Consider the following 22,274-nt stretch of genomic DNA (forward strand, 5'->3'; position numbering starts at 1 on the left):
CCCCTTGTCCTCGTTCTTGTTATTTCTCTTTGCCGAACAGGCCGGCGGGGCGGATGAGCAAAACGATGACCATGATGAAGAACACCACGGTGGACGATGCCTCGGGCCAGAAGACCTTGGTCAGGCCCTCGATCACCCCCAGGCCCAGGCCGGTGAGGATGGAGCCCATGATGGAGCCCATGCCTCCGATCACCACCACGGCGAAGACCACGATGATGAGGTTCTGCCCCATCAGCGGCGTGACCTGGTAGACGGGCGCCGCCAGCACGCCGGCAAACGCCGCCAGCGCCGCGCCGAAGGCATAGGTCAGCGTGATCATCACGGGCACGTTGACGCCGAAGGCCTCGACCAGGCGCGGGTTCTCGGTGCCGGCCCGCAGGTAGGCGCCGATGCGCGTCTTCTCGATCATGAACCAGGTGGCCACGCAGACCACGATGGAGGCCAGCACCACCCAGGCGCGGTAGTTGGGCAGGATCATGAAGCCCAGGTTGGTCGCGCCCTCCAGCAGCTCGGGCGTGTCATAGCCCAGCCCCGAGACGCCGTAGACCGAGCGGAACAGGCCCTCGATCAGCAGCGACAGGCCCAGGGTCAGCAGCAGGCCGTAGAGATGGTCGAGCTTGTAGATCCAGCGCAACAGGAAGCGCTCGATCAGCACCCCCAGCAGGCCCACCAGCAGCGGCGACAGCACCAGCATCACCCAGTAGTTGATGTTGAAGTAGCTCATGGCCATCCAGGTGACCATGGCGCCCAGCATGAACAACGCGCCGTGGGCGAAGTTGATCACGTTGAGCAGGCCGAAGATCACCGCCAGCCCCAGGCTGAGGATGGCGTAGAACGAGCCGTTGACCAGCCCCAGAAGGAGCTGGCTCATCAGGCCTGGCAGGGAAACACCAAAGATTTCCATGGGATGCAGCTGTCGTGGTTGGCCGGGTGGCGGTTGGGGGTCAGTGGCGGCGCAGCGTTACTTCCACAGCGCGCACTTGGTCTCGGCCTTGGTAGTCCAGACCTGGTCGGCGGGCAGCGTGGCCACGACCTTCAGGTAGTCCCAGGGCTTCTTGGACTCGGCGGGCTTCTTGACCTCGACCAGGTACATGTCGTGGGCAAAGGTGCCGTCGGGACGGATCGAGCCCTTGCCGTAGAAGTCGTCGATGGGCGTGCTCTTGAGATGGGCCATGACCTTGTCGGCATCCGTGGACTTCACGGCCTGCACGGCCTTGAGGTAGCTGGTCACGGCCGAGTAGTCGGCGGCCTGGATGGAGGTGGGCATGCGCTTGGTCTTGGCAAAGAAGCGCTCGGCGAACTTGCGCGCCGCGTCGTTCTGGTCCCAGTACCAGCTGGTGGTGAACTGCATGCCTTCGGTGTTCTTCAGGCCCAGGCTGTGGATGTCGGTCAGGAACACCAGCAGGCCCACGGTCTTCATGCTCTTGTTGATGCCGAATTCCTTGGCCGCCTTGATGGCGTTGATGGTGTCGCCACCGGCATTGGCCAGGCCCAGGATCTGGGCCTTGGAGGCCTGCGCCTGCAGCAGGAAGGACGAGAAGTCCGAGGCGTTGAGCGGATGCTTGACGCCGCCCACCACCTTGCCGCCCTTGGCCTTGATCACCGCCGTGGTGTCGTTCTCCAGCGCGTGGCCGAAGGCGTAGTCTGCCGTCAGGAAGAACCAGTCCTTGCCGCCGCGCTCCACCACGGCCGTGCCCGTGCCCTTGGCCAGGGCCACGGTGTCATAGGCGTAGTGCACGGTGTAGGGATTGCACTGCTCGTTGGTCAGCGCCGACGAGCCTGCGCCGCTGTTGAAGTGCACGCGCTTTTTCTCATTGGCCACCTGCGAGACCGCCAGGGCCGTGCCGGAGTTGGTGCCGCTGAACACCAGCGAGATACCCTGCGTGTCCACCCACTCGCGCACCTTGGAGGCGGCGATGTCGGCCTTGTTCTGGTGGTCGGCGCTCAGCAGCTCGATGGGCTGGCCCAGCACCTTGCCGCCGAAGTCATCGATGGCCATCTGCATGGCGGTGACGGCGTTCTTGCCTTCCACGTCCGCATACAGGCTGGACATGTCGGTCACGAAGCCGATCTTCACCTTCTCCTGTGCCATGGCAAGCGGGCTGGCCAGGCCGGCGGCGGCCAGCATGCACGACAGTGCGGTCAGTTTTGCTTTCATTGGTGTCTCCTTCGCGTTGATGTCTTGGGTTTTTTGTCACAGGGCCATGGCAGGAATGCAGCCGGCGAGCCCCAGGCGCCAGCCACGATGGATATCCGGGTCAGACTCCGAGCAGTTCGTTGAGCACGGGCATCTTGGCCTGCAGCTCGGCCGCGCCGAAACGCTCGACCACATGGCCGTGCTCGACCACGTAGAAGCGGTCGGCCAGCGGCGCCGCGAAGTGGAAGTTCTGCTCCACCATCACCACGGTGTAGCCCTTGGTGCGCAGCATGGTGATCATGCGGGCCAGCGCCTGCACGATGACGGGGGCCAGGCCTTCGGAGATCTCGTCGAGCAGCAGCAGCCGCGCGCCGGTACGCAAAATGCGCGCCACCGCCAGCATCTGCTGCTCGCCGCCCGACAGGCGCGTGCCCTGGCTGTGGCGGCGCTCGGCCAGGTTGGGGAACATGGCGTAGATCTCGTCCACGCTCATGCCCTGCTGGCCGGTCTTGAGCGGCGGCGGCAGCATCAGGTTCTCCTCGCACGAGAGGCTGGAGAAGATGCCGCGCTCTTCCGGGCAGTAGCCCACGCCCAGGTGGGCAATGCGGTGCGTGGGCAGGTGGATGGCCTCCACGCCATTGATCCTGATCGAGCCCTTGCGTGCGCCCGTCAGCCCCATGATGGCGCGCAGCGTGGACGTGCGGCCCGCGCCGTTGCGCCCCAGCAGCGTGACCACCTCGCCGGGCTGGACCACCAGGTCCATGCCGTGCAGCACATGGGATTCGCCATACCAGGCCTGCAGGCCCTTGATTTCCAATGCCGGTGCAGTCATCTCAATGCGCTCCCTGCAACTGGCCGTCGGTGGTGCCCATATACGCTTCCATCACTTGCGGGTTGCGCGAAACTTCCTCGTATGGCCCCTCGGCCAGCACGGCACCGCGCTGCAGCACCGTGATGCGGTCGGCGATGGTGGAGATCACCTTCATGTTGTGCTCCACCATGAGAATCGTGCGGCCTGCCGAGACCTTCTTGATCAGCTGGGTCACGCGGTCCACGTCTTCGTGGCCCATGCCCTGGGTGGGCTCGTCCAGCAGCATCAGCTCGGGCTCCATGGCCAGAGTGGTGGCGATCTCCAGCGCGCGCTTGCGGCCATAGGGCAGGTTGACGGTGACCTCGTCGGCCAGGTCCTGCAGGCCGACTTCGGACAGCAGCTGCATGGCGCGGTCATTGAGCATGGACAGGCTTTTTTCGCTGCGCCAGAAATGGAACTCGGTGCCCAGCTTGCGCTGCAGGCCGATGCGCACGTTCTCCAGCAGCGTGCAATGCGGGAAGACGGCCGAGATCTGGAAGGACCGGATCACGCCACGGCGCGCGATCTGCGCCGGCGCCTCCTGCGTGATGTCCTCGCCGTTGAAACGGATGGTGCCGGAGGTGGGCTCCAGGAACTTGGTCAGCAGATTGAAGCAGGTGGTCTTGCCTGCGCCATTGGGGCCGATCAAGGCATGGATGGAGCCGCGGCGCACCGAAAGGTCCACCTTGCTCACCGCCGTAAATCCCTTGAACTCTTTGGTCAGGTTCCGGGTTTCGAGAATAACGTCGCTCATGTGCGCTTCGCCTGCTCCGTTGATGCTGCCAGCCGCCAACGCGTCGCCAGAGGCTCTGGTGGGCGTTGTGCAGGGTCGGACGCATCGTAGGCTTGCCGACGTTGTGCACCGCAGCGGGAAAACGCCTACGTAGGTGCTCCTAAGCACAGGCCCTGCCCCGCACTGCAGCATGGCGCATCAAGACGAGTCGCCGCAAAAACAAGAAGCAACCACTCACACTTGAAATAATCAAGCAGTCACGGGGCTGCAAGGCGCCGCGGCTGCAGGCGGGCCCTAGGGTTCTCCATCACCTCGGCCCGGCGACGCCCACGCGGAAGGCCAGAGCGCTTCCAAAGAGATAGCAAACTACCCTTTTTGCGGCTTGGCAGACAGCGACCAATGTCTGCTGCCTTACGGGAAACACCCAGGTGGGCAATCTCCCTGTGGCCTGCTCAGTCACTATGCGAAAAGCCGCGGATATGCTTGGGTTTGTCGCCCCATCAATTGAATGGCGACAAAGCGACTCAAAGCGCTATTCAATTAATAGCACCAGGTGATTGCCTGGCATGGGAATTGGCGATCGATCGCCATGAGCGCAATTGTCGCCACCAAGACAGCATGTGCCCGGAGCAAGTTACTGCAGCGTTTCCTTGCTGCCTTGCGGCAAGGCCAATGGAACCACGGCAATGCCTTCGTCCAGCAATTGCATGGCCTGCTCGGGACTGGCCTTGCCGCGGATGGCGCGCTCTTCGGTCTCGCCATAGTGCATGCGGCGGGCTTCATCGGCAAAGCGTTCGCCCACGTCCTCGGTCTGCTGCGCGACCTTGCGCGACCACTGCAGCCAGGCGGCCTGCATGGCCTGCAATTGCTCACGCGCCTGGGGCGGCATGGCCGTTGAAGCAGCGGCTGCCGAGCTGGCGTCCGAGGCGGCTGCAGCAGGCTCTGCCGCCGCAGCCGGGGGCAAGCTTGCAGGCTTGGCGCCAAGATTGATGCGGGGGGCGCTCAGGCGCTTGGTGATGTCGCTGTGGCCGCAGACGGGGCACAGCACCAGCTGGCGCTGCAGCTGGCTCTGGAAATCCTCTTCCGAGGCGAACCAGCCCTCGAAGAGATGGCCCTGCGGGCAATGGAGGTCGAGCACTTTCATCGCGCACCCTCATCCATGAAGCAACCGGCACCGCGGCCTCAGCCGCGGCGGTGAATCAGGAAACGATAGACGAAACCCGGGAATGCCAGTGTCAGGAACAACGCCCCCGTGATGGCATAGAACTCCCAGCCCTGGGGTGCAATCTGCCCCACGCGGCGCTCCAGCAGCAGCGCCACGCCGCCGACGATGAAGTACAGCAGCACCATCTCCAGCAGGCACAGGGCCAGCGGCTTGCGCTGGGTGCGCAGCGGCCCCAGCTGCAGCCAGCGGGGGTTGAAGAAAGGCAAATTGGCTGCCACAAGGGCAGCCAATATCACGAGCCAGATCGAAGCGGTTTGCGACAAGCCGATGTCCTCACCGCAGGGCCTTGCGCGCAAGGCCCTGCACAGGGAAAGTGGATCAGGAAGCCAGGGCGCGCACGACGGCGTCGGCGCACAGGGCCATCAGGCCGCCGGGCAGGATGCCCAGACCCAGCACCAGGGCGCCATTGAGGGTCAGCACCACGCGCACGTCCAGCGAAGCGGAAACGCTGGTGGCGGTGATGGGCTCATCGAAGTACATGACCTTGACGACGCGCAGGTAGTAGAAGGCGCCGATCAGCGACATGACCACGGCGAACACGGCCAGGGCGATGTACAGGCTGTGGCCCGAAGCCACCAGCGCCTGCAGCACCGACAGCTTGGCGTAGAAGCCGACCAGGGGCGGAATGCCGGCCATGGAGAACAGGCAGATCGCCATCACGCCGGCATACAGCGGGCTGCGCTGGTTCAGGCCGGCAAAGTCGGCGACCTCTTCGCTCTCGAAGCCTTCGCGGGCCAGCAGCTGGATCACGCCGAAGGCGGCCAGCGTGGTCAGCACATAGGTCACCACGTAGAACATGGCCGAGCTGTAGGCGTTCTCGACGGTGGCCGGATCGACCTTGCCGTCGACCACACCCGACATCAGGCCCAGCAGTACGAAGCCCATCTGCGAGATGGTCGAGTAGGCCAGCATGCGCTTGAGGTTGGTCTGCTGCAGGCCGGCCAGGTTGCCGACCAGCAGAGAGGCAATGGCAAGCACGGCCAGCATCTGCTGCCAGTCGATGGCCAGCGGCAGCAGGCCGTCCACCAGCAGGCGGATGACGATGGCGAAGGCCGCCAGCTTGGGCGCGCCACCGATCATGGTGGTGATGGCCGTGGGAGCGCCCTGGTACACGTCGGGGACCCACATGTGGAAGGGAACCACGCCCAGCTTGAAGGCCAGGCCGGAGACCACGAAGACCAGGCCGAACACCAGCACCTGGTGCTTGATTTCGCCCGAGTTGATGGCCTTGAACACCTGGCCGATGTCCAGCGAGCCGGTCGCGCCGTAGAGCATGGACATGCCGTACAGCAGGAAGCCGCTGGCCATGGCGCCAAGCACGAAGTACTTCATCGCGGCCTCGACCGAAGCCGTGTGGTCGCGGCGCAGCGCCACCAGGGCGTAGCTGGACAGCGTCAGCAGCTCCAGGCCCAGGTAGATGACCAGGAAGTTGTTGCCCGAGATCATGATGAACATGCCCAGCAGCGCGAGCATGGCCAACGTGAAGAGCTCGCCGCCGCGCAGCATGTCGCGGTCAGCGGCATAGGGTCGGCCGTAGACCAGGGTGACCATCATGGCCACGGTGGCGAAACACTTGAGCCAGTTGCCCATGGCGTCGGAGACGACCATGTTGCCCCAGCCATAGAACGTGTTGCCACTGGAGGCATACATGCCTTGCAGGACGGCCACCACGCCCAGGGTCAGCAGTGTCAGAACATAGGTGCCCGTGCGGCGCGGGCTTTTGACGCCCAGGTCCACCAGGGCGATCACGCAGGCCATGACCAGGAGAAGGATCTCCGGATAGATGGCCAGCCAGCTGATGTTGTCAATCATCTCGATTCTCTCGTTTCAGTCTGGTCACTGCAGCTTGCTCATGGCCACATGCTTGAGCAGCTCGGCCACGGACACATCCATCACGTCAGTGAAGGGCTTGGGATACAGGCCCATGTACAGCACGGCGATGGCCAGCAGACCCAGCACCAGGAACTCGCGGTTGCCGATGTCGGTCAGGCCGCGCACATTGTCATTGGTGACAGGACCCAGGTAGACGCGCTTGTACATCCACAGCGTGTAGGCCGCGCCGAAGATCAGCGCCGTGGCAGCGCCCAGGCCGATCCAGAAGTTGTATTGCACGGCGCCCAGGATCACCATCCACTCGCCGACGAAGCCGGCCGTCGCGGGCAGGCCGCAGTTGGCCATGGCGAACAGCAGCGCGAAGGCCGCGAACTTGGGCATGGTGTTGACCACGCCGCCGTAGGAAGCGATTTCACGCGAGTGCACGCGGTCGTAGAGCACGCCGATGCACAGGAACATGGCGCCCGACACGAAGCCGTGGGCAATCATCTGCACGATGCCGCCAGCAATGCCCAGCGGATTGAAGATGAAGAAGCCCAGGGTCACGAAGCCCATGTGGGCCACGGACGAGTAGGCCACCAGCTTCTTCATGTCCTTTTGCACCAGGGCGACCACGCCCACGTAGATCACGGCGATCAGCGACAGGGCGATGACCAGCCAGGCCCACTTGTGCGAGGCATCGGGTGCGATGGGCATGGAAAAGCGCAGGAAACCGTAGGCGCCCAGCTTCAGCATGATGGCGGCCAGCACGGCGGAGCCGCCGGTGGGCGCTTCCACGTGCACGTCGGGCAGCCAGGTGTGGACCGGCCACATCGGCACCTTCACGGCAAAGGCCGCGAAGAAGGCGAAGAAGATCAGCGTCTGGGCCGTCATGGACAGCGGCAGCTTGTGCCAGTCGAGGATCTCGAAGCTGCCACCCGACTGGGTGTACAGGTAGATCACGGCGACCAGGGTCAGCAGCGAACCCATCAGCGTGTACAGGAAGAACTTGAAGGCCGCATAGATGCGGTTGGGACCGCCCCAGATGCCGATGATCAGGTACATCGGGATCAGCGTGGCCTCGAAGAACACGTAGAACAGCAGGCCGTCCAGCGCGCTGAACACGCCGACCATCAGGCCGGACAGGATCAGGAAGGCGCCCATGTACTGGTTCACGCGCTCGGTGATGTTCTCCCACGACGCGATCACGACGATCACGGTGATGAAGGCGGTCAGCGGCACGAACCAGAACGAGATGCCATCCACGCCCAGGTGGTAGTGGATGTTGAAACGCTCGATCCACAGCGCCTTCTCCACGAACTGCATGGCAGCCGTGCTGTTGTCGAACTGCTGTATCAGCGGCAGCGTGACGGCCAGGCCTGCCAGCGCGCCGACCAGGGCCAGCCAGCGCACTGCCTTGACCTGATCCTCGCGGCCCAGGGCCAGCAGGAGGGCGCCGAAGGCGATCGGCACCCAGATTGAAAGACTCAACCAATGCATTTTTGTTCTTCCCCTACTACTTGTTGAGCCACACGAAATACGTCATGAGAGCGAACACGCCCAGCAGCATGACCAACGCGTAGTGATAGAGATAGCCCGACTGCAGCTTGCGCACCCACTGGCCGATGCGGCCGATGAGCTTCCACGAGCCGTTGACGATGCCGCCATCGATGATGGCCTGGTCGCCGACCTTCCAGAAGAAGCTGCCGAAGGCGCGTGCGCCGCGGGCGAAGATGTTCTCGTAGACCCAGTCCACGCCGTACTTGCCTTCCAGTGCCTGGTAGACACCGATCTTCTGCATGGACGACTTGATGGCGGCAGGCACTTCGGGCTTGACCATGTAGAACAGGTAGGAGACGACGACGCCTGCCAGTGCCAGCCAGAACGGCGCGGCCGTGAAGCCGTGCAGCGCCATGGGCACCCAGCCGTGGATCTTCTCGGCCAGCTCGGCCATGGCGCCGTGCTTGCTGCCATCGACGTGGATCACGCCCTTGAAGAAATCACCGAACAGCATGGGCATCAGTGCCAGGGCACCGATCACCACCGAGGGGATGGCCAGCAGCATCAGAGGGCCGGTCACGACCAGCGGCGACTCATGCGGCTTGGCATCGTGGCCATGGCCGTGGTGGTCGTCATGGGCGTGGTGGTCATCGTGGCCATGGTGGTGCGCATCGGGATTCTGGTCGTAGCGCTCCTTGCCGTGGAAGACGATGAAGTACAGGCGGAAGGAGTAGAAGGCCGTGATGAACACGCCGGCCAGCACCGCGAAGTTGGCGAAGCCAGCACCCGGCAGGTTGGTGGCGTGCACGGCCTCGATGATGGCGTCCTTCGAGTAGAAGCCCGAGAAGAACGGCGTGCCGATCAGCGCCAGGTTGCCCAGCAGGAACGTGATCCAGGTGATGGGCATGTACTTGCGCACGCCGCCCATCCAGCGGATGTCCTGGTTGTGGTGCATGCCCATGATCACCGAGCCGGCGCCAAGGAACAGCAGGGCCTTGAAGAAGGCGTGGGTCATCAGGTGGAACACGGCCACCGAGTAGGCCGAGGCGCCCAGGGCCACGGTCATGTAGCCCAGCTGCGACAGCGTGGAGTACGCGATCACGCGCTTGATGTCGTTCTGGATGATGCCCAGCACGCCCATGAACAGCGCCGTGATGGAGCCGATCACCAGGATGAAGCTCAGCGCCGTGTCCGACAGCTCGTACAGCGGCGACATGCGCGAGACCATGAAGATGCCGGCCGTCACCATGGTGGCGGCGTGGATCAGTGCCGAGATGGGGGTCGGGCCTTCCATCGAATCGGGCAGCCAGGCATGCAGCGGGAACTGGGCCGACTTGCCCATGGCGCCGATGAACAGGCAGATGGCCGTCACCGTCACCAGCAGCCAGCCGGTGCCCGGCAGCAGGGTGTTCTGGATCTCGGGCAGCTTGGCGAAGATCTCGCCATAGTTCATGGTGCCCGTGTAGGCAGCGATCAGGCCGATGCCCAGGATGAAGCCGAAGTCGCCCACGCGGTTGACCAGGAAGGCCTTCATGTTGGCGAAGATGGCCGAGGGCTTGTTGTAGTAGAAGCCGATCAGCAGATACGACACCAGGCCCACGGCTTCCCAGCCGAAGAACAGCTGCAGCAGGTTGTTGCTCATGACGAGCATCAACATGGAGAAGGTGAACAGCGAGATGTAGGAGAAGAAACGGTTGTAGCCGTCATCTTCCTGCATGTAGCCGATGGTGTAGATGTGCACCATCAGCGACACGAAGGTCACCACGCACATCATCATGGCCGTGATGCTGTCGATCAGGAAACCGACTTCCATCTTCAGCCCGCCGATTTCCATCCAGGTGTAGATGGACTGGTCGAAGCGCGCCCCGTCGAAGATCACGCTGTTGAAGGTGATGGCCGACAGGATGAAGGCGATCAGCACGCCCAAAATCGTGAGGGAATGGCTGCCGCCGCGACCGATCTTGTTGCCGCCGAAGGCCGTGCCCCAGATACCCGCGAGCGCGGAACCCGCCAGCGGTGCCAGCGGCACCGCCAGGAGCATGGATGCAGAGAGTGTTTGACTCATTCTTAAGAACCTTGCAAGTTACGGCGGACTCAACCCTTGAGGGAGTTGAGATCTTCCGCATTGATGCTGGTCTTGTTGCGGAACAGAAGCACCAGGATCGCCAGACCGATGGCCGACTCGGCCGCTGCCACTGTCAGGATGAAGAACACGAACACCTGTCCGTGCATGTCACCCAGATAGCTGGAGAAGGCCACGAAGTTCATGTTGACGGCCAGGAGCATCAGCTCGATGGCCATCAGCAGCACGATCAGGTTCTTGCGGTTCAGAAAAATGCCAACGACGGAGAGCGCGAACAGCATGGCGCCCAGCGTCAAGTAATGGCCCAAAGTCAGCGTCATGCTTTTGTCTCCACGGCGGGGGTTGCCTCGGCGGCCGGTGCCTGCGGCGCCTGGGTGACCGGCACCTTGACCAGCTCGAGGCGATCCTTTGCGCGCACGCGGATCTGCTGGGCCGGGTTCACTGCCTTGCTGTCCTTGCGCTTGCGCAGGGTCAGGGCGATGGCGGCGATCATCGCCACCAGCAGGATCACGGCAGCGATCTCGACGGGGTACAGGTATTCGGTGTACAGCAGCTTGCCCAGGGCCTGGGTGTTGGAGTACTGCACGGTCTGGCCGGCAGCGTTGACCGTGGCCGCAATGGCCTTGGGCTCCTCGACGCCGCTGAAGCCGCCCATCAGCACCATGCCCATTTCAAAGGCGATCAGTGCGCCGATCAGGGCAGCGAAGGGGAAATGCTTCCAGAAGCCCTGGCGCACGGCGTCGATGCGGATGTCCAGCATCATCACCACGAACAGGAACAGCACCATCACGGCGCCCAGGTAGACCAGCACCAGGGTCACGCCCAGGAACTCGGCCTTGAGCAAAAGCCAGATGCCGGCAGCCTGCGAGAAGGCCAGGATCAGGTTGAGCACGGCGTGCACGGGGTTGCGCGCCGTGACGACCCGGAAGGCTGCAAACAGCAGCACGACCGAGAACAGATAGAAGAAACCAGTTTTGGCGTCCATGGATCGAATCTTTTCAAGTGATCAAGGAGCCGCTTCAGCGGTACTTGGCGTCCGCAGCCTTGGCGGCGGCAATCTCGGGTTCGTAGCGATCGCCAACGGCCAGCAGCATGTCCTTGGTGAAGTACAGGTCGCCGCGCTTTTCTCCGTGGTATTCGAAGATATGCGTCTCGACGATGGAATCCACCGGGCAGCTTTCCTCGCAGAAGCCGCAGAAGATGCACTTGGTCAGGTCGATGTCGTAGCGCGTGGTGCGGCGCGAGCCGTCGTCACGCACATCGGACTCGATGGTGATGGCCATGGCCGGGCAGACCGCTTCGCACAGCTTGCAGGCGATGCAGCGCTCTTCGCCGTTGTCATAACGGCGCAGGGCGTGCAGTCCGCGAAAACGCGGCGACAGAGGTGTCTTTTCTTCGGGGAACTGCACCGTGACCTTGCGGCGGAAGGTGTAGCGGCCAGTCAGGGCCATGCCCTTGGCCAGTTCCCAGAGCATGAAGCTCTTGAAGAAATCTTTGATCGAAAATGGGGTAGCAGCAACCGCAGACATTCTTGCTCCGCTCAGTTCCAGATGTTCCAAGGCGAGTGCATCCAGCCACCCACGATGACCAGCCACACCAGGGTGACGGGAATGAAGATCTTCCAGCCCAGACGCATGATCTGGTCATAGCGAAAGCGCGGGAAGGTGGCACGGATCCAGATGAACATGGACACGACCAGGAAAGTCTTCGCCGCCAGCCAGATCCATCCGGGGATGAACGACAGGAAGTCGAACGGAGGCAGCCAGCCGCCCAGGAACATGATCACGGCCAGGATGGACACCAGCCACATGCTGGCGTACTCGGCCAGGAAGAAGATGGCAAAGCCCATGCCCGAGTACTCGACCATGTGGCCGGCCACGATTTCGGCTTCGCCTTCGACCACGTCGAAGGGGTGGCGGTTGGTCTCGGCCACGGCCGAGATCAGGTACACCACGAAGATCGGCAGCAGCGGCAGCCAGTTCCACGACAGGACGCTGGCACCCATGCTGGCGAACTGGCCCTGGCCCTGGCTCAGCACGATCTGCGTCAGATTCATGCTGCCCGTGACCATGATCACCACCAGGAAGCAGAAGCCCAGCGCGATCTCGTAGCTGACCATCTGCGCCGAGGCGCGCAGCGCGCCCAGGAAGGCGTACTTGGAGTTGGAGGCCCAGCCGGCAATGATCACGCCATAGACTTCGATGGACGTGATGGCCATGATCAGCAGCAGGCCGGCGTTGACGTTGGCCAGCGCCACTTCGGGGCCGAAGGGGATAGCCACCCATGCCGCCAGGGCGGGCATGATGGCCATCACGGGACCCACGTAGAACAGGCCCTTGGCGGCAGCCGTGGGCTGGATCAGTTCCTTGGTCAGCAGCTTCAGGCCATCGGCCAGGGGCTGCAGCAGGCCGAAGGGACCCACGCGGTTGGGACCCATGCGAACCTGCATGAAGCCCAGCAGCTTGCGCTCCCACAGCGTCAGGTAGGCCACGGCGCCCATCAGCGGGGCGACGATGGCGACGATGCCCAGCAGGATCCAGAGCACGGGCCAGGCCACGTCGGTCCACCAGGGGGCGGCGATCAGGCCGGCACCGGCCGTCTTGAGTGCGTCAATCATGCGGCGCCTCCCTCACGAGCCTGACGTGCATCTGCCGTCAGTTGCAGCGACGTCGCGCGGCGCACGATGCTGTCGAGCTGATAAATGCTGGCCACCACGGGCGCGGCATGGCCGGCGCCGTTGGCGATGGAATTCACGGCAGGCGCACCATTGCCCAGCAGGTTGGCCGGCACGCTGGTGGCGCCGGCGGTGGCGGCTGCGAGCACATCCTGCGACGTCTCGTAGTCCACGCCCTGCACGCCCAGCAGGTTGGCCAGAACGCGCAGCACCTTCCAGCCCGGACGGGCTTCGGCCAGCGGCTTGACCACGGCATGGAAGCTTTGCAGGCGGCCTTCGGCGTTGACGAAGCTGCCCGAGGTTTCCGTGAACGGGGCGATGGGCAGCAGCACGTCGCTGAATTCCATGTTGGCCTTGAACGGGCTCAGGGTCACGACCATCTCGGCCTTGCCCAGTGCCTCTGCGGCGCGGGCGCCGGCAGCGGAGTCGAACACGGGTTCGTTGTTCAGCAGCAGCACGGCCTTGAGGCCGCCGGCCAGCATCTGGCCTGCGTTCAGGCCCGAAGCGGCAGGCTGTGCGCCCACCCACTGCGCGCCCACCGTGTTGGCGGCTTCGGTCAGGTAGCCGACCGAGGCGCCGGTCTGCTCGGCAATCCAGTTGGCCAGCGACAGCAGGGTCGATGCCTGTGCGTGGTGCGCAGCGGCATTGCCCAGCAAGATGGCCTTGCGCTCGCCGCGCAGCAGCGCGGTGGCAATGGCCTGGGCCTCGGCATGCACGTCGGCGGCGGCCACGGGAGCGGCAACACCTTTTTCCTGCGCCACGGCGGCGGCCACATCGGCCAGCGCCTGGGCCCAGTCCGGGGCTGCCACGATGGACGCCGTCACCGGCATGGCCCAGTCGTAGACACGCTCATTGATGGCGAGCACGGTGCAGCCCTGCTTGGCCGCCTGGCGGATGCGCTGCGCGAACAGCGGATGGTCCTTGCGCAGGTTGGAGCCGAGCACCAGGACGCCTTGCAGCTTGGACAGCGAGGCGATGGGCGTGCCCAGCCACTGCACGCCCTGAGCGGCGGTGAACTCGGCGTTGCGCAGGCGATGGTCGATGTTCTCGCTGCCCAGGCCGCGCACCAGCTTGCCTGCCAGGAACAGCTCTTCCAGCGTGCTGTGCGGGCTGACCAGCGCGCCGATGGCGGAGGCGCCATGGTCGTTCTTGATCTGGCGCAGGCCGTTGGCCACGTATTCGAGGGCCGTCTGCCAGTCGACTTCCTTCCACTCGCCGCCCTGCTTGAGCATGGGGCGGGTCAGGCGTTCGTCACTGTTCAGGGCTTCATAGGAGAAGCGGTCGCGGTCGGCGATCCAGCACTCGTTGACCTCTTCGTTCTCGAAGGGCACGACGCGCAGGACCTTGTGGTTCTTGACCTGGACGATGAGGTTGGCACCCGTGGAATCATGGGGCGAGACCGACTTGCGGCGCGACAGCTCCCAGGTGCGGGCGCTGTAGCGGAAGGGCTTGCTGGTCAGCGCGCCCACGGGGCAGATGTCGATCATGTTGCCCGACAGCTCGGAGTCCACCGTATCGCCCACCACCGTGGTGATCTCGGAGTGCTCGCCGCGGTTGATCATGCCCAGCTCCATCACGCCGGACACTTCCTGTCCGAAGCGCACGCAGCGGGTGCAGTGGATGCAGCGGCTCATCTCCTGCATGGAGATCAGCGGGCCCACGTCCTTGTGGAAGACCACGCGCTTTTCTTCCTCGTAGCGCGAGGCGGAGCTGCCGTAGCCCACGGCCAGATCCTGCAGCTGGCATTCGCCGCCCTGGTCGCAGATCGGGCAGTCCAGCGGGTGATTGATGAGCAGGAACTCCATCACCGATTGCTGTGCCTTGATCGCCTTCTCGCTCTTGGTGCGCACGATCATGCCCTGCGTCACGGGCGTGGCGCAGGCGGGCATGGGCTTGGGGGCCTTTTCCACGTCCACCAGGCACATGCGGCAGTTGGCGGCGATGGAAAGTTTCTTGTGGTAGCAGAAATGCGGGATGTAGGTGCCTGCCTTCTCGGCTGCATGCATGACCATGCAGCCCTCGGCGACCTCCACCTTCTTTCCGTCCAGTTCAATTTCAACCATATGCTTTTCTCGCGATCAGGCGGCGTGGACCGTCTGCTTGGAAGCGTTCTGGATCTTCGCTTCAAACTCGTGGCGGAAGTGCTTGATCATGGCGCGCACCGGCATCGCTGCCGCATCGCCCAGCGCACAGATCGTGCGCCCCATGATGTTCACGGACACCGAGTCCAACAGCTCGATGTCTTCAGGACGGCCTTCGCCGTGCTCGATTCGGTTGACCACGCGCCACAGCCAGCCCGTGCCTTCGCGGCAGGGAGTGCACTGGCCGCAGGACTCGTGCTGGTAGAAGTAGGACAGGCGCAGCAGGCTCTCGACCATGTCGCGCGAGTCGTCCATCACGATCACGGCGCCCGAGCCCAGCATGGAGCCGGCCTTGGCGATGGAGTCGTAGTCCATCGTGCATTCCATGATGATGTCGGCCGGCAGCACGGGCGAGGACGATCCACCGGGGATCACGGCCTTGAGCTTGCGGCCCGTGCGCACGCCGCCCGCCAGCTCCAACAGCTTGCTGAAGGGCGTACCCAGCGGCACTTCGTAGTTGCCGGGCAGGTTGACGTCGCCGCTGACCGAGAAGATCTTGGTGCCGCCATTGTTGGGCTTGCCGCACTCCAGGTACGCAGCACCGCCGTTGCGGATGATCCAGGGAACGGCCGCAAAGGTTTCGGTGTTGTTGATGGTGGTGGGCTTGCCGTACAGGCCGAAGCTGGCCGGGAACGGCGGCTTGAAGCGCGGCTGGCCCTTCTTGCCTTCCAGCGACTCCAGCAGCGCAGTCTCTTCGCCGCAGATGTAGGCGCCGAAGCCATGGTGCGCGTGCAGCTGGAAGCTGAAGCTGCTGCCCATGATGTTGTCGCCCAGGTAGCCGGCAGCGCGGGCTTCCTCCAGCGCGGCCTCGAAGCGCTCATAGGCCTCGAAGATTTCGCCGTGGATGTAGTTGTAGCCCAGGGAGATGCCCATCGCGTAGGCCGCGATGATCATGCCCTCGATCACGATGTGGGGGTTGTGCACCAGGATGTCCCGGTCCTTGCAGGTGCCCGGCTCGCCTTCGTCCGAGTTGCACACCAGGTGCTTCTGGCCCGGGAACTGGCGGGGCATGAAGCTCCACTTCAGGCCCGTGGGGAAACCTGCGCCGCCGCGGCCGCGCAGTCCCGACTCCTTGACGGTGGCGATCACCTGGTCCTGCGTCAGGCCTTCGCTGCCGTCCTTGCCCAGGATCTTGCGCAGCGCCTGGTAGCCGCCGCGTGCCTCGTAGTCCTTGATGGACCAGTTGGCGCCGGTCAGATCGGCATAGATCTGGGGATTGATGTGGCGGTCGTGGAAGCAGGTCTCGCTGCCCGAGGCGGCAAACCTGGCCAGGACCGATTGTGCGGCGGCGTTCATGCCTTGCCCTCCGCGGCGCGCAGGCCGTCGATCAGTTCGTCGAGCTTTTCGTTGCTCATGAAGCTGCACATGCAGCGGTCGTTCACCAGCATCACCGGCGAATCCGCGCAGGCACCCAGGCACTCGGACTGCTGCAGCGTGAACATGCCGTCGGGCGTGGTCTCGCCCATCTTGATGCCCAGGCGGGATTCCAGATGGTGCAGCGCCTTGTAGCCGTCGCGCAGCTGGCAGGGCAGGTTGGTGCAGACGTTCAGCTTGAACTTGCCCACCGGCCGCTGGTTGTACATGTTGTAGAACGTGGTGACTTCGTGCACCGCGATCTCGGCCATGCCCAGGAACTCGGCAATCACGGCCTCGCTCTCGGGACTGACCCAGCCCTGTTCCTGCTGCACGATGGACAGGCAGGCCATCACGGCCGACTGCTTCTGGTCGGCCGGGTACTTGGCCACCTCGCGCGCAAAGCGCTCCTTGGTCGCTTCGGTAATCATCGGTCAACGTCTCCAAACACGATGTCCAGGGTACTCAGCACCATCACGGCGTCGGCCAGCATGTGGCCTCGGCACAGTTCGTCCATGGCGGACAGATTGGCGAATCCCGGCGGACGGATCTTCAGGCGGTAGGGCTTGTTGGCCCCGTCGCTCACGATGTAGATGCCGAACTCCCCCTTGGGGTGTTCGATGGCCGCGTAAGCCTCGCCTTCGGGCACGCGGAAACCTTCGGTGAAGAGCTTGAAGTGGTGGATCAGCTCTTCCATGTTGGACTTCATGCCTTCGCGCGGCGGCGGGGCGATCTTGTGGTTGTCCACGATCACCGGGCCCGGGTTGGCACGCAGCCAGTCCACGCACTGCTTGATGATGCGGTTGGACTGGCGCATTTCGGCCACGCGCACCAGGTAGCGGTCGTAGCAGTCGCCGGTCTTGCCCACGGGCACGTCGAAGTCCATGCGGTCATAGACCTCGTAGGGCTGCGACTTGCGCATGTCCCAGGCCACGCCGGAGGCACGCAGCATGGGGCCGGTCAGGCCCAGGTTCATGGCACGCTCGGCCGTCACCACGCCGATGTCCACGTTGCGCTGCTTCCAGATGCGGTTGTCGGTCAGCAGGGTCTCGTACTCGTCGGCGCACTTGGGGAAGCGCTGCGTGAAGTCGTCGATGAAGTCCAGCAGCGAGCCCTGGCGGTTGCGGTTCATGACCTCGACCGAGCGCGCATTGCGCACCTTGCTGGCCTTGTACTGCGGCATGGTGTCGGGCAGGTCGCGGTAGACGCCGCCCGGACGGAAATAGGCCGCGTGCATGCGCGCGCCGGAGACCGCCTCGTACATGTCCATGAGGTCTTCGCGCTCACGGAAGGTATAGATCAGCGTCGTGGAGCTGCCTGCATCGTTGCCGCTGGAGCCCAGCCACATCAGGTGATTCATGATGCGGGTGATCTCCGAATACATCACGCGGATGTACTGGGCGCGAATGGGCACCTCGATGCCCAGCAGCTTCTCGATGGCCAGGCAGTAGGCGTGCTCGTTGCACATCATGGACACGTAGTCCAGCCGGTCCATATAGGGCAGCGACTGGATGTAGGTCTTGCTCTCTGCCAGTTTTTCCGTCGCGCGGTGCAGCAGACCGATGTGCGGGTCTGCACGCTGCACCACTTCACCGTCGAGCTCCAGCACCAGGCGCAGCACGCCGTGCGCTGCCGGGTGCTGCGGACCAAAGTTCAGGGAATAGTTCTTGATTTCAGCCATGGTCGTCCATCAAAAAGGCGCCTGCAGCGCCTTCAGTGCAGGCCCCCGTAGTTGTCTTCGCGGATGATCCGCGGCGTGATCTCGCGGGGCTCGATGGTGACCGGCTGGTACACCACGCGCTGCTGTTCGGGGTCATAGCGCATCTCCACATGGCCCGACAGCGGGAAGTCCTTGCGGAAGGGATGGCCGATGAAGCCGTAGTCGGTCAGGATGCGGCGCAGGTCGTCATGGCCATCGAAGACGATGCCGAACAGGTCGAACGCCTCGCGCTCGAACCAGTTGGCGCCGGCCCAGATGGGAGTGACCGAAGCCACCACCGGAAAATCGTCGTCGGTACAGAAGACGCGAACGCGCAGGCGCTGGTTCAGGCTGATCGACAGCAGGTGGGACACCACGGCAAAGCGCGGCCCTTCGCGGCCGACTTCCGCATAGGTGGAATAGTCCACGCCACACAGGTCCACCAGGACCTCGAACCGGCAATCCGGGGCGCTTTGCAGAACCTGCATGGCCTCCAGATAGTTGGCAGCGGACACTTCGACCGTCACCTCGCCCAGGGCCACGGTCACGCTGCGCGCCTTGTCGCCCAAGGCAGCAGCCACCACATCCCGAAGCACTTCGGGGTGAATCGCAATAGCAGTCATCATCTAGCCCTTAGACGCGAGCGATGGTATGGGTGCGGCGGATCTTCTGCTGCAGCTGGATGATGCCGTAGATCAGGGCTTCCGCCGTGGGGGGGCAGCCAGGCACATAGACATCGACCGGCACGATGCGGTCGCAGCCACGCACCACGGAATAGCTGTAGTGGTAGTAGCCGCCGCCATTGGCGCACGAGCCCATGGAGATGACCCAGCGCGGCTCGGACATCTGGTCATAGACCTTGCGCATGGCGGGCGCCATCTTGTTGCACAGGGTGCCGGCCACAATCATCAGGTCCGACTGGCGGGGGCTGGCACGGAAGACTTCCGAGCCAAAGCGGCCAATGTCGTAACGCGCCGCCGCAGCGTGCATCATCTCGACCGCGCAGCAGGCCAGACCAAATGTCATGGGCCACAGCGAGCCCGTCTTGGCCCAATTCACCACCGAGTCGTAACTCGTGGTGATGAAGCCTTCCTTCATCACGCCTTCGATCATCGTGTTTCCTTAGTGAACCCGCATCAGTCCCAGTCCAACGCACCCTTCTTCCATTCGTAGACAAAGCCCACGACGAGAACGGTCAGGAAAATCAGGACAGCGGCGAAACCAGCCCCACCCACGTCCCGAAGCGCAACGGCCCAGGGCAGCAGAAAGGCGATTTCCAAATCAAATAGGATGAACAGGATGGCGACGAGGTAGTAGCGCACATCGAATTTCATGCGCGCGTCTTCGAAGGCCTCGAAGCCACATTCGTAGGGAGAGTTCTTGGCGGCATCGGGCCGGTTCGGACCCAGCACATACCCCAGTACCAGGGGGACTACGCCGACACCCATGCCGACGAGAATGAACAAGAGAACGGGAAGATACTGGTCGATGTTCATCGTGTGCGGCTACCTTGAAAGGCATGCCCGCACCGATCAGCCTGATCAGCAGGGCAGGCTCTTAGTTATATCTTGGTGCCGTCGGCGAGACTCGAACTCGCACAGCTTTCGCCACTACCCCCTCAAGATAGCGTGTCTACCAATTTCACCACGACGGCTACGTCTCGATTTCGGCTGGCTCTTTATCTTCGTTGCAAAGATTCCGCCTACCGAACAATCTCTAGATTCTACTCTGAAAAACCCTCGGACCAGGAGGACTGAGGGCTTTGTTCGAAATTATTTCGTGGGGATCTGGGCCGCACCTTCAGCACCGGCAGCAGGCGCCTGACCTGCCGCAGGAGCAGGCACTTCGCCAGCAGCGCCAGGGACGGCGGGAGCCGGTGCCGTGATGGGGGCCGCGCCTTCCAGCACGCTGCCCGAGCTGACGGGACGCGCATTGCTCAGATAGGCCAGCGCCAGCGTGGTCACGAAGAACACCGTGGCCAGGCCTGCCGTGGAGCGCGACAGAAAGTTCGCGCTGCCCGAGGCACCGAACAGGCTGCCGGAGCTGCCGCTGCCGAACGAGGCGCCCATGTCGGCGCCCTTTCCGTGCTGGATCAGGATCAGGCCGATCATGCCGAGTGCCGACAGCATCTGGACGGCGAGGATCACGCTTGCGAATGCATTCATTGGTTGTACCTGCTAGTAACGCGAGAGCTAAAAAAGCGAATGGAGAAACTGCTCCGGCTCACTGGGCCGCAGCGATGATGGCCAGGAAATCCGGCGCCTTGAGCGACGCCCCACCCACAAGACCACCGTCAATGTCGGCCTGGGCCAGAAGCTGGGCTGCATTGGAGGCATTCATGCTGCCGCCGTAGAGCAAGGGGATGCGGTCAGCCTGCCGGCTGGCAGCCGCCAGCTGGGCGCGCAGCACGGCATGCACCTGCTGCGCCTGCTCGGGTGTTGCGGTCCTGCCGGTGCCGATGGCCCAGACAGGCTCGTAGGCCACGACCAGCTCACTGATGCACTGACCCACCTGATGGATCACGGCTGCCAGCTGGCGCTTGACGACTTCCTCGGTCTGCCCCGCCTCGCGCTCTGCCAGCGTTTCGCCCACACAGACGATGGGGGTGACGCCCTTGGCCAGCGCAGCCTGCGCCTTCAAGGCCACCACGGCATCGGTTTCACCATGGTATTGGCGACGCTCCGAGTGCCCCACCAAGGTGTAGCGCACGTCAAAATCCTGGAGCATGGCAGCCGAAAGCTCGCCCGTGTAGGCGCCCGAGTCATGCTGCGACACATCCTGCGCAGCCACGCCAATGGACGACCCTGCAAGCTCGACCTGGGCCTGGGCCAGATAGGCGGCCGGCACAGCCACCGCCACACCCGCATTTCCACCTTCGGGCAGCCCCTGCTTGAGGGCCTTGAGCAACACGGCATTGGCAGCCAGGCTGCCATTCATCTTCCAGTTGCCGACGATGAGTTTCTTCTTCATGGTTACCACGTCAAAACGATTTTGCCGGTGTGCTGACTCGACTCCATCAGCGCGTGCGCCTTGTCGGCATCAGCGGCAGCAAAGGTGCTGTGAATCACAGGGCGGATACCGCCTGCCTCGATGAGCGGCCAGACCTCGCGCCGCAGCGCCTGGGCGATGGCCGCCTTGAAGGCGACAGGACGCGGACGCAGCGTGGAGCCCGTCACCAGCAGGCGACGGCGCAGGACCAGGCCCGCATCGAACTCCGCCTTGATGCCGCCCTGCACCGCAATGATGACCAGACGGCCATCCTCGGCCAGGCTCTGCACTTCGCGCGCCACATAGCTGCCCGCCACCATGTCCAGGATCACGTCCACGCCCTTGCCGTCGGTGATGCGCTGCACCTCCGCGGCAAAGTCCTGGGTACGGTAGTTGATGGCATGGTCGGCGCCCAGCTTCAGGCAGTCGGCGCATTTGGCATCGGAGCCAGCCGTCACGATGACCGTGGCGCCACGCGCCTTGGCCAACTGGATGGCCGTCACGCCAATGCCGCTGCTGCCGCCCTGCACCAGCAGGGTTTCGCCCGCCTGCAAGGCGCCGCGATCGAACACATTGCTCCAGACGGTGAAGAAGGTTTCAGGCAATGCCGAAGCCTCCACCTCGCTGAGCCCCGCCGGGATGGGCAGGCACTGGGCCACTGGCGCAACGCAGTACTCCGCATAGCCACCACCGGCCAGCAGCGCGCACACGCGGTCGCCCACGCGCAGGCCTGCCAGCCGCATGGCGTCGTCGTCACCCGACACGATCACCCCGGCCACTTCCAGCCCGGGCAGATCCGAGGCACCGGGCGGCGGGGCGTAGTGCCCCTTGCGCTGCAACACATCAGGACGATTGACACCGCTGGCCGAGACCTGGATCAGCAACTCCTGCGCGCCGGCCACGGGCAGCGGACGCTCGCCCAGGCGCAAGACCTCGGGACCACCAAAGTCCGTGAGTTCCACGGCACGCATGATTTGCTTTTCCATTTTTCGACCTCGCAATCCCTGTCAAAAATGCCACAAGCGCTGAACAGGTCAGCGCTTTTTCCAGTCACCGCATGCACCTGCAAGGCCACCCCC

At 63.8% G+C, this 22,274-nt stretch carries 23 protein-coding genes and 1 tRNA gene; all 24 read right to left on the reverse strand.

Going from position 1 to position 22,274, the window contains the following annotated elements; genetic code table 11:
* Positions 1-19: 19 nt before the first annotated feature.
* Complete coding sequence (locus ACN20X_RS24265) at positions 20-904, reverse strand: branched-chain amino acid ABC transporter permease (protein WP_012206960.1); 885 nt, start codon at positions 902-904, stop codon at positions 20-22.
* A gap of 57 nt (positions 905-961) precedes the next feature.
* Positions 962-2,158 carry an ABC transporter substrate-binding protein gene (locus tag ACN20X_RS24270; RefSeq protein WP_016447696.1) on the reverse strand — a complete coding sequence of 399 codons (1,197 nt, stop codon included), beginning with the start codon at positions 2,156-2,158 and terminating at the stop codon, positions 962-964.
* Between the two features lie 100 nt (positions 2,159-2,258).
* The gene (locus ACN20X_RS24275; RefSeq protein ID WP_016447697.1) at positions 2,259-2,969 is read right to left on the reverse strand and encodes an ABC transporter ATP-binding protein; all 711 of its coding nucleotides are present in this window, start codon (positions 2,967-2,969) and stop codon (positions 2,259-2,261) included.
* A 1-nt stretch (position 2,970) separates the two neighbouring features.
* Positions 2,971-3,741 carry an ABC transporter ATP-binding protein gene (locus ACN20X_RS24280; protein ID WP_016447698.1) on the reverse strand — a complete coding sequence of 257 codons (771 nt, stop codon included), beginning with the start codon at positions 3,739-3,741 and terminating at the stop codon, positions 2,971-2,973.
* A 613-nt stretch (positions 3,742-4,354) separates the two neighbouring features.
* Positions 4,355-4,864, reverse strand: a complete 510-nt coding sequence (locus ACN20X_RS24285) for a DUF1178 family protein (RefSeq protein ID WP_016451216.1) — start codon at positions 4,862-4,864, stop codon at positions 4,355-4,357.
* 38 nt (positions 4,865-4,902) lie between these two features.
* Entirely contained in the window at positions 4,903-5,208 is a 306-nt protein-coding gene (locus ACN20X_RS24290) for a DUF2818 family protein (protein ID WP_016447700.1), read from the reverse strand.
* Between the two features lie 55 nt (positions 5,209-5,263).
* Positions 5,264-6,757 carry an NADH-quinone oxidoreductase subunit NuoN gene (nuoN, locus tag ACN20X_RS24295; RefSeq protein WP_016447701.1) on the reverse strand — a complete coding sequence of 498 codons (1,494 nt, stop codon included), beginning with the start codon at positions 6,755-6,757 and terminating at the stop codon, positions 5,264-5,266.
* A 24-nt stretch (positions 6,758-6,781) separates the two neighbouring features.
* A complete protein-coding gene (locus ACN20X_RS24300; protein ID WP_046239124.1) occupies positions 6,782-8,257 on the reverse strand; it encodes an NADH-quinone oxidoreductase subunit M in 1,476 nt (491 codons plus the stop codon).
* A gap of 16 nt (positions 8,258-8,273) precedes the next feature.
* The gene (gene nuoL, locus ACN20X_RS24305; RefSeq protein ID WP_026062052.1) at positions 8,274-10,322 is read right to left on the reverse strand and encodes an NADH-quinone oxidoreductase subunit L; all 2,049 of its coding nucleotides are present in this window, start codon (positions 10,320-10,322) and stop codon (positions 8,274-8,276) included.
* 29 nt (positions 10,323-10,351) lie between these two features.
* Entirely contained in the window at positions 10,352-10,660 is a 309-nt protein-coding gene (gene nuoK / locus ACN20X_RS24310) for an NADH-quinone oxidoreductase subunit NuoK (protein ID WP_016447704.1), read from the reverse strand.
* Positions 10,657-11,325 (reverse strand): NADH-quinone oxidoreductase subunit J, encoded by a 669-nt coding sequence (locus ACN20X_RS24315; RefSeq protein ID WP_012206970.1) that lies wholly within the window; start codon positions 11,323-11,325, stop codon positions 10,657-10,659. Before ACN20X_RS24315 ends, nuoK begins: the two co-directional genes overlap by 4 nt.
* Before the next feature lie 34 nt (positions 11,326-11,359).
* A complete protein-coding gene (gene nuoI, locus ACN20X_RS24320; protein ID WP_016447705.1) occupies positions 11,360-11,869 on the reverse strand; it encodes an NADH-quinone oxidoreductase subunit NuoI in 510 nt (169 codons plus the stop codon).
* 11 nt (positions 11,870-11,880) lie between these two features.
* Positions 11,881-12,957 (reverse strand): NADH-quinone oxidoreductase subunit NuoH, encoded by a 1,077-nt coding sequence (nuoH, locus tag ACN20X_RS24325; protein ID WP_016447706.1) that lies wholly within the window; start codon positions 12,955-12,957, stop codon positions 11,881-11,883.
* Positions 12,954-15,077, reverse strand: a complete 2,124-nt coding sequence (nuoG, locus tag ACN20X_RS24330; protein WP_016447707.1) for an NADH-quinone oxidoreductase subunit NuoG — start codon at positions 15,075-15,077, stop codon at positions 12,954-12,956. The genes nuoH and nuoG overlap by 4 nt, the downstream gene beginning before the upstream one ends.
* 15 nt (positions 15,078-15,092) lie before the next feature.
* Positions 15,093-16,451: an NADH-quinone oxidoreductase subunit NuoF gene (gene nuoF / locus ACN20X_RS24335; RefSeq protein ID WP_016447708.1), complete on the reverse strand. Its 1,359-nt coding sequence runs from the start codon at positions 16,449-16,451 to the stop codon at positions 15,093-15,095.
* On the reverse strand, positions 16,448-16,939 hold the full coding sequence (nuoE, locus tag ACN20X_RS24340; protein ID WP_016447709.1) for an NADH-quinone oxidoreductase subunit NuoE: 492 nt from the start codon (positions 16,937-16,939) through the stop codon (positions 16,448-16,450). Before nuoE ends, nuoF begins: the two co-directional genes overlap by 4 nt.
* The gene (locus tag ACN20X_RS24345; RefSeq protein WP_016447710.1) at positions 16,936-18,189 is read right to left on the reverse strand and encodes an NADH-quinone oxidoreductase subunit D; all 1,254 of its coding nucleotides are present in this window, start codon (positions 18,187-18,189) and stop codon (positions 16,936-16,938) included. Before ACN20X_RS24345 ends, nuoE begins: the two co-directional genes overlap by 4 nt.
* Before the next feature lie 32 nt (positions 18,190-18,221).
* Positions 18,222-18,830 (reverse strand): NADH-quinone oxidoreductase subunit C, encoded by a 609-nt coding sequence (locus ACN20X_RS24350; protein ID WP_160852116.1) that lies wholly within the window; start codon positions 18,828-18,830, stop codon positions 18,222-18,224.
* A gap of 10 nt (positions 18,831-18,840) precedes the next feature.
* Positions 18,841-19,320 (reverse strand): NuoB/complex I 20 kDa subunit family protein, encoded by a 480-nt coding sequence (locus tag ACN20X_RS24355; RefSeq protein ID WP_012206978.1) that lies wholly within the window; start codon positions 19,318-19,320, stop codon positions 18,841-18,843.
* A gap of 23 nt (positions 19,321-19,343) precedes the next feature.
* A complete protein-coding gene (locus ACN20X_RS24360; protein ID WP_012206979.1) occupies positions 19,344-19,703 on the reverse strand; it encodes an NADH-quinone oxidoreductase subunit A in 360 nt (119 codons plus the stop codon).
* Between the two features lie 73 nt (positions 19,704-19,776).
* Positions 19,777-19,861: transfer RNA gene (locus tag ACN20X_RS24365), tRNA-Leu, on the reverse strand.
* Between the two features lie 118 nt (positions 19,862-19,979).
* The gene (gene secG, locus ACN20X_RS24370) at positions 19,980-20,372 is read right to left on the reverse strand and encodes a preprotein translocase subunit SecG (protein WP_016447712.1); all 393 of its coding nucleotides are present in this window, start codon (positions 20,370-20,372) and stop codon (positions 19,980-19,982) included.
* Between the two features lie 58 nt (positions 20,373-20,430).
* Positions 20,431-21,177: a triose-phosphate isomerase gene (tpiA, locus tag ACN20X_RS24375; protein ID WP_016451211.1), complete on the reverse strand. Its 747-nt coding sequence runs from the start codon at positions 21,175-21,177 to the stop codon at positions 20,431-20,433.
* A 2-nt stretch (positions 21,178-21,179) separates the two neighbouring features.
* Entirely contained in the window at positions 21,180-22,181 is a 1,002-nt protein-coding gene (locus ACN20X_RS24380) for an NAD(P)H-quinone oxidoreductase (RefSeq protein ID WP_016447714.1), read from the reverse strand.
* Positions 22,182-22,274 lie beyond the last annotated feature (93 nt).

It is taken from the genome of Delftia sp. PX-1 (genome assembly GCF_055797465.1).